At 73.1% G+C, this 7,306-nt stretch carries 7 protein-coding genes; 2 read left to right on the forward strand and 5 right to left on the reverse strand.

The window, feature by feature from the left end:
* Positions 1 to 130 precede the first annotated feature (130 nt).
* From AA75_RS17785 to AA75_RS17795, 3 genes are all read right to left on the reverse strand, one after another.
* The gene (locus AA75_RS17785; protein WP_033821055.1) at positions 131 to 1,570 is read right to left on the reverse strand and encodes an amino acid permease; all 1,440 of its coding nucleotides are present in this window, start codon (positions 1,568 to 1,570) and stop codon (positions 131 to 133) included.
* Between the two features lie 283 nt (positions 1,571 to 1,853).
* The gene (locus AA75_RS17790) at positions 1,854 to 3,626 is read right to left on the reverse strand and encodes a biotin carboxylase N-terminal domain-containing protein (protein ID WP_033821056.1); all 1,773 of its coding nucleotides are present in this window, start codon (positions 3,624 to 3,626) and stop codon (positions 1,854 to 1,856) included.
* A gap of 228 nt (positions 3,627 to 3,854) precedes the next feature.
* Positions 3,855 to 4,610: a hypothetical protein gene (locus tag AA75_RS17795; protein WP_368666581.1), complete on the reverse strand. Its 756-nt coding sequence runs from the start codon at positions 4,608 to 4,610 to the stop codon at positions 3,855 to 3,857.
* A 246-nt stretch (positions 4,611 to 4,856) separates the two neighbouring features.
* Between AA75_RS17795 and AA75_RS17800 the strand changes: the two genes are divergently transcribed.
* Complete coding sequence (locus AA75_RS17800) at positions 4,857 to 5,612, forward strand: S9 family peptidase (protein WP_033821057.1); 756 nt, start codon at positions 4,857 to 4,859, stop codon at positions 5,610 to 5,612.
* A gap of 43 nt (positions 5,613 to 5,655) precedes the next feature.
* On the opposite strand, the gene AA75_RS17805 is transcribed toward AA75_RS17800, so the two are convergent.
* Complete coding sequence (locus AA75_RS17805) at positions 5,656 to 6,255, reverse strand: nucleoside triphosphate pyrophosphatase (protein WP_033821058.1); 600 nt, start codon at positions 6,253 to 6,255, stop codon at positions 5,656 to 5,658.
* 28 nt (positions 6,256 to 6,283) lie between these two features.
* Complete coding sequence (mmpB, locus tag AA75_RS50930) at positions 6,284 to 6,421, reverse strand: morphogenic membrane protein MmpB (protein ID WP_199520343.1); 138 nt, start codon at positions 6,419 to 6,421, stop codon at positions 6,284 to 6,286.
* Between the two features lie 224 nt (positions 6,422 to 6,645).
* On the opposite strand from mmpB, the gene AA75_RS17810 reads away from it, so the two are divergent.
* A complete protein-coding gene (locus AA75_RS17810; protein WP_033821059.1) occupies positions 6,646 to 7,101 on the forward strand; it encodes a DoxX family protein in 456 nt (151 codons plus the stop codon).
* Positions 7,102 to 7,306: the final 205 nt, after the last annotated feature.

The following is a 7,306-nucleotide window of genomic DNA, read 5'->3' on the forward strand; positions in this document are numbered from 1 at the left end:
CCGTTGCCGGGCCAGCGCCGCCCCGGCGCGCACAGCGGCCCGCCGGGCCAGCTGTCGGGCCGGCTCGCCGAACTGGGCGGGCCCCGGGTCCGCTAGGACCGAGGACCCGCCCAGCGGGTACGGCGGGCGGTCAGGCGCCGCTCGTCGCCTCCGCCGCCAGCTCCCTGGCGGCCCGGCGGCGCTGCACCAGCGGCGCGGCGGCCAGCACCAGCGCGGCCGCGGCCAGCGACAGGTACATCTGCTGGCGGCCGTCGGGGTCGGTGAACATGTAGACCATCACGAAGCCGATCAGGCCGATGGTGGCCCAGGTCAGGTACGGGTACAGCCACATCCGGACGGTCAGCCGCTCGGGCGACTCACGCTCGATGATCTTCCGCATCCGCAGCTGCGAGAAGCAGATCACCATCCAGACGAACAGGGCGATGGCGCCCGAGGAGTTCAGCAGGAACTGGAACACGGTCTTCGGCGAGGTGTAGTTGAAGAACACCGCGACGAAGCCGAAGACCACCGAGGACAGGATCGCGACGGTCGGCACGCCGCGGCTGCTGACCTTGGCGAAGGCGGCGGGCGCGTCGCCCCGGCGGCCGAGCGAGAAGGCCATCCGGGAGGCCGTGTACAGGCCCGAGTTGAGGCAGGACAGCACGGCGGTCAGCACGATGACGTCCATCACCCGGCCCGCACCGGGGATGCCGACGTGCTCCAGCACGGCCACGTACGGGCTCTTCCTGACGTCCGCGGAGTCCCAGGGCAGCAGGGTGACCACGATCAGGATCGAGCCCAGGTAGAAGATGCCGATCCGCCAGATCACGCTGTTGGTGGCCTTGCTGACGGCCTTCTCCGGGTCGGCGGACTCGCCGGCGGCGAGGGTGACGATCTCGCTGCCCATGAAGGCGAAGACCACGGTGAGCATGCCGGTGAAGACGGCGCCGACGCCGTGCGGCAGGAAGCCGCCGTGGCCGGTCAGGTTGCTGGTGCCGACCGCGTGGGTGCCGGGCAGCAGCCCGAACACGGCCAGCACGCCGATCACGATGAAGGCCGCGATGGCCACCACCTTGATCCCGGCGAACCAGAACTCGAACTCGCCGTAGGAGGCGACCGAGCCCAGGTTGGTCGCGGTCAGCACGGCCATCACCAGCAGGGCGAAGGCCCACTGCGGGACGGCGGGCATCCAGCCGTTGAGGATCTTGGCGCCGGCGGTGGCCTCCACGGCCAGCACGACCACCCAGAAGAACCAGTAGAGCCACCCGATCGAGAAGCCGGCCCAGCGTCCGAGCGCCCGGTCCGCGTACGCGGAGAAGGAGCCGCTCTGCGGGTCGGCCGCGGCCATCTCGCCGAGCATCCGCATCACCATCACGACCAGCACGCCGGCCAGGGCGTACGAGAGCAGGATGCCCGGCCCGGTGGAGGCGATGCCGGCGCCGGAGCCGACGAAGAGTCCGGCGCCGATCACACCGCCGATGGCGATCATCGACAGGTGGCGGTTCTTGAGCCCGGCGTGCAGCTCGCCGCCGGGGTTGCCAGCGGTGGCCTCGGGGCCGGTCCTGGTGCGCTGGGTGGTGTCCGCGCTCATGAGGAGGTACTGCCTTTCCCGCGCGAACCCGGACCCTCGGCCACTGCTGCCGGAGGGATGTGGGGACGGAATCACGCGATTCGGGCAAACTAGCGGCTACGTCCGGGTATCGGAATCCCCATCACCGAATACCGACGAGTACCGCGCACTCGTCACACCGATGAGCCGCTGTCGTGACCTTGTCACCCACTGTCAGAAGACCTCCCCGTGGCGGCGCCCGGAAACGGACCGGTCCGGACCCCCGTGGCGGGGATCCGGACCGGTCCGTGGCACCGACGCGGGGTCAGTCCTTGATCTCGCAGAGCGCCGCGCCGCTGCTGACGCTGGCGCCGACCTCGGCCTTGAGGCCGACGATGGTCCCGGCCTTGTGCGCGTTGAGCGGCTGCTCCATCTTCATCGCCTCCAGGACGACGATCAGCTCGCCCTCGGCGACGGTCTGGCCCTCCGTCACCGCCACCTTCACGATGGTGCCCTGCATCGGCGAGGCCAGGGTGTCACCGCTGACCGCCGAGCCGGCCTTCTTGGCACCCGCGCGGCGCTTGGTCTTGGCCGCGGCGCCACCGGCGGCCGGGGCGCTGGAGACGCCCAGCGAGGAGGGCAGCGAGACCTCGATCCGCTTGCCGCCGACCTCGACCACCACGGTCTCCCGCTGGTCCGCCTCCTCGGCGTCCCCGCCCGCGCCGGTGAAGGCGGGGATGGTGTTGTCGAACTCGGTCTCGATCCAGCGGGTGTAGACCGTGAACGGCTCGTCGCTGCCGTGCACCTCGGGCGCGAACGCCGGGTCGGTGACGACCGCCTGGTGGAACGGGATGGCCGTGGCCATGCCCTCCACCTTGAACTCCGCCAGCGCGCGGGCCGCGCGCTGCAGCGCCTGCTTGCGGGTGGCGCCGGTGACGATCAGCTTGGCCAGCAGCGAGTCCCAGGCCGGGCCGATCACCGAGCCGCTCTCCACGCCCGCGTCCAGCCGCACGCCCGGGCCGGACGGCGGCGCGAACAGCGTCACCGTGCCGGGGGCCGGCAGGAAGTTGCGGCCCGGGTCCTCACCGTTGATCCGGAACTCGATCGAGTGACCGCGGACCTCCGGGTCGTCGTAGCCGAGCTCCTCGCCGTCCGCGATCCGGAACATCTCGCGGACCAGGTCGATCCCGGTGACCTCCTCGGAGACCGGGTGCTCGACCTGCAGGCGAGTGTTGACCTCCAGGAAGGAGATCAGCCCGTCCTGGGAGACCAGGAACTCGCAGGTGCCGGCGCCGACGTAGCCGGCCTCGCGCAGGATCGCCTTGGACGCCCGGTACAGCTCGGCGTTCTGCTCGGCGGTCAGGAACGGCGCGGGGGCCTCCTCGACCAGCTTCTGGTGGCGCCGCTGCAGCGAGCAGTCACGGGTCGAGACGATCACCACGTTGCCGTGCTGGTCGGCCAGACACTGGGTCTCGACGTGCCGCGGGTTGTCCAGGTACTGCTCGACGAAGCACTCGCCGCGGCCGAAGGCGGCGACCGCCTCGCGGACCGCGGAGTCGAACAGCTCCGGGATCTCCTCCAGCGTGCGGGCGACCTTGAGGCCGCGGCCGCCGCCGCCGAAGGCCGCCTTGATGGCGACCGGCAGACCGTGCTCCCGGGCGAAGGCGACGACCTCGTCGGCGCCGCCGACCGGGTCCGCGGTGCCGGCGACCAGGGGCGCGCCGGCCCGCTGGGCCACGTGCCGGGCGGTGACCTTGTCACCGAGGTCGCGGATGGCCTGCGGCGGCGGGCCGATCCAGGTCAGGCCGGCGTCCAGGACGGCCTGGGCGAACTCCGCGTTCTCGGACAGGAAGCCGTAACCGGGGTGGACGGCGTCCGCGCCGGAGTCGGCGGCGGCCTTCAGGACCTTGGCGATGTCCAGGTAGCTGGTGGCCGGGGTGTCGCCGCCGAGCGCGTAGGCCTCGTCGGCCGCGCGGACGTGCAGCGCGTCCCGGTCCGGCTCGGCGTACACGGCGACGCTGGCGATACCGGAGTCCCGGCAGGCCCGGGCGACCCGGACGGCGATTTCTCCGCGGTTGGCGATGAGCACCTTGCGCACTGTGGCTCCCTTCTTGAACCTCGTTGAGTCTAGGGATTGCTGGGTGGTACCGGCGAGTAGCCCCAGGTGGTGAGCTAGCCCACGCGGAGCGTGACCCGCTGATGTGATCATCCGGTCACGCAGTGGGACACCTCGCTGGTGGCGAGGTTACGCGGGCCCGTAGAGCCGGGCCCGCGGGCGGCTCGAGCCGCGCGGTCGGGCGTGTGGTCTTGGCCACATGAAGGTCCCTCAGGCGGCCACCGGCGCCGTGCGGGCGGTCGCGGCCGCGGTGACGTCGGCGACCGGCTCGACCACGTCGGGTCCGTACGCCCGGGCGTTGACCACCCGCAGGACCAGCGCGAAGGTGCCGTCCTTGCCGTGCCGCCGGGCCAGGGCGCGGTGGTTGGCCACCAGGTGGCGCACCGCCGCGTGGTTGGAGGTCGCGGTCTGGCCGGCTATCAGGAACACCGGGCGGCTCTCCGGCCGCGGGTGCAGCCGGGCCAGCAGGACGTAGGTCTCCCCGCCGGGCGCGGCGTCCGGGTGCACGTAGGCGAACTCGCGGTCGCCCACCTTGATGGTGGTGTCCCCGTACGGGCCGTCCGGGTTCTGCACCGCGAAGTCGACGCCGGGCAGCCAGGAGGCCAGGTGGGCCGCGGTGCGGGCGTTGCTGGCCGGTCCGCCGAGGCAGAACTCGGCCTTGCCGCCGAGCCCTTGGCGGACCTGGTCGTGCGCCACCACCTCGGCCTGCGCCCCGCACTCCTTGACCAGCGCGGACAGCTCCATCAGCGCGTACACGTCGTTGCGCGACACGCTCTTGGAGCTGTGCGAGGCGGCGTGGTGGTTGACCACCAGCAGGCACTCGGTGCCGGCGGGCATCCCGAAGAACTCCCGGACCCGGCCGCGCCGCCGCCGGCGGCGCACGCTCTGCGCGAGCCAGCCGAGGCCGGCACTGAGGGCGCTGGCGACCAGGCCGAGCACCACGTTCAGCACGCTGTCGGTCATCATCGCGCCTCCTTCCGGTCCGACGGCTGCGCCAGCCTAGCGGCGGAGCCGGGCCGGGGTCGGTGGGTCACTGCGACAGATGTGCGGGGCGGGTTCTGTCCGTATCCGCAACGGGAAAACGGACCGATGTGCTCCGGATCGGTCGTGCCGCAACCGTAATGGTCCAGACCATTGACGCTCGTGAGCCCCGCTCCCTACCGTGCAGCGCACGGCCCGACCGGGCCGGACGGCCGAGAACACGGGGGAGTCATGAAGCGGTTCAGCATGTCCGCGGCCGGGGCGGCGGCCCTGGCCCTGCTGCTCGCCGGGTGCGGCGGCGCGGGGGCGGGTGCGGACGCGGCCGCCCCGCCCTCACCGAGCGCCCGGGTCGTCACCTACGGCTGCCTGACGAAGGACCAGGGCGCCAAGGGAGCGGTCAGCATCCCGAGCGACCTCAGCACGGTGGACGCCTACTTCCGCGACTCGGACGCGGGCGGCGCCAAGGTCGCGGTCGTCCTCTCGCACCAGAACGGCGGCAGCCTCTGCGACTGGATCCCCTACCTGGACGCGTTCACCGGGGCGGGGTACGCGGTGCTGCCCTTCACCGCCAACGGGGACGTCGCCACCGGCATCCGGTCGGCCACCGGCTACCTCAGGGACAAGGGGGTGGCCCGGGTGGTCCTGATCGGCGCGTCCAAGGGCGGCACCGGTTCGCTGGTGGCCGGGGCGCTGCCGGACAGCCCGCTGCCGGTGGCCGCGGTGGTCTCGCTGAGCGGCCCCGAGTCCTTCGGCGCCGACAACGCCGCGACCGCGGTGAAGCGGCTGGCGGCGCCGGTGTTCTTCGCCGCCGAGGAGCACGACGGCCCGTTCCCCGGCAACGCGAGGAGCCTGCACGCCGCGGCGGTCTCGGCCGACAAGAAGCTGAAGATCTACCCGGGCGCCGACCACGGGGCCGCCCTGCTCGCCGACGGCGCGCTGCCCGACGTCCAGGCCTTCCTCGCCGAGTACGCGCCGCCGACGGGCTGATCCGGCCGGGCGCGCCGGTGCTCGCGGCGCGCCCCTCGCGGACTCAGGCCCAGAGGTCGGTGATCCGCACGTCCAGCTCGGCGAGCAGCCGGCGCAGCAGCGGCAGCGAGAGCCCGATCACGTTGCCGGGGTCGCCGTCGATGCCCTCGACGAACGGCGCCGAGCGCCCGTCCAGGGTGAATGCCCCGGCCACGTGCAGCGGTTCGCCGCTGGCGATGTAGGCGGCCAGCTCGGTGTCGTCGGGGGTGCCGAAGCGGACCGTGGTGGACGCGGTCGCCGAGACCTGGCGGCCGTTGGCGGTGTCGATCACGCAGTGGCCGGTGCGCAGCACGCCGGAGCGGCCGCGCATGGACTGCCAGCGCCGCAGTGCCTCGTCCTCGTCGGCGGGCTTGCCGAGCGCCTCGCCGTCGAGTTCCAGGACCGAGTCGCAGCCGATCACCAGTTCGCCGTCGGTGAGGCCCGCGGCGACCGCCTCCGCCTTGGCCACGGCGAGCACCAGGGCGAGTTCGGCGGGGGTGGGGGCGCTGAGCGAGTCCTCATCGAAGCCGCTGACCTGCACCCGGGGGTCGAGCCCCGCTTGACGCAGGAGTCCGAGGCGGGCGGGGGAGGCGGAGGCGAGTACCAGGGTGCGGCGGTCGGTCATGCGCCAAGCCTAGGGGCTCGGAGCCCGGTCAGGGCGCCGCTCTGAGCATCAGCAGCAGGGCCGCCAGGACGGTGACGGCGCCGAGCAGCAGGCCCGCGCGGTGCAGCTTGCGCTGTACCCGGCGGGCTTCGGGCGAGGGCTCGTCGCGAGGGTCTGACCAGAGCACCTCGCCAGCTTGCGGCGCCGCCGCCGGGCCCGCCTGAGTACGCGTACTCACTTTCGTCCGCCGACGGGGCCCGGGTGCCCGACCGTCCGTCAGTTGTGCCCGCGCTGTGACGATCTGTTACGGGCGCGTGAAATCGGGCGGTGCGGGATTGCGGTCACTACTTAGCTTAGGCAACCCTAAGTGAGTTCCCCGGCCCGATCCCCCCTCACGAGGAGTCGTCCCCCATGCCCTTCGCCCCCCGCGAGACCGTCGAGACCGTACGGCCGCACGCCCTCGGCCTGTTCAGAATCGTCACCGGCCTGCTCTTCGCCTGCCACGGCGCCGCCTCGCTGTTCGGCGTGCTCGGCGGGGCGGGCGGGGACGGCTCCACCGTCGCCGGCTGGGTCTGGCCCGGCTTCTACGCGGCCGTGATCCAGCTGGTCGGCGGCGTCCTGGTGCTGCTCGGTGTCGGCACCCGGGTGGCCGCCCTGGTCTGCTCGGGCTCGATGGCCTACGCCTACTTCAGCGTCCACCAGGAGCACGGCCTGTGGCCGATCCAGAACCACGGCGAGGCCGCCGCGCTCTACGCCTGGGTCTTCCTGCTGCTGGTGTTCACCGGCCCGGGCAGCCTGGCGCTGGGCACCGTGCTGGGCCGGATCGGCCGTCCGGCCGCCGAGGAGCCGGCCACCGCCACCGCCTGACCCAGCGGGCGCAGACGGAAGGGTCCCCGGCCGCAGCGGCCGGGGACCCGATTGGTCGTGCACGGGACGTCAGTGCGCCCAGCCGGACGTCCGCCAGGCGGCGGCGCCGGGCCGCAGCACCGGCCGCAGCTTGCGGGCGTGGTCGTTCCACGGGGTGGCCGGGCCGCCCGCCCGGCGGGCCGCCTCGGCGGCGGCCTGCGCGGCG

It is taken from the genome of Kitasatospora sp. MBT63, assembly GCF_000710465.2.
GTDB lineage: Bacteria > Actinomycetota > Actinomycetes > Streptomycetales > Streptomycetaceae > Kitasatospora.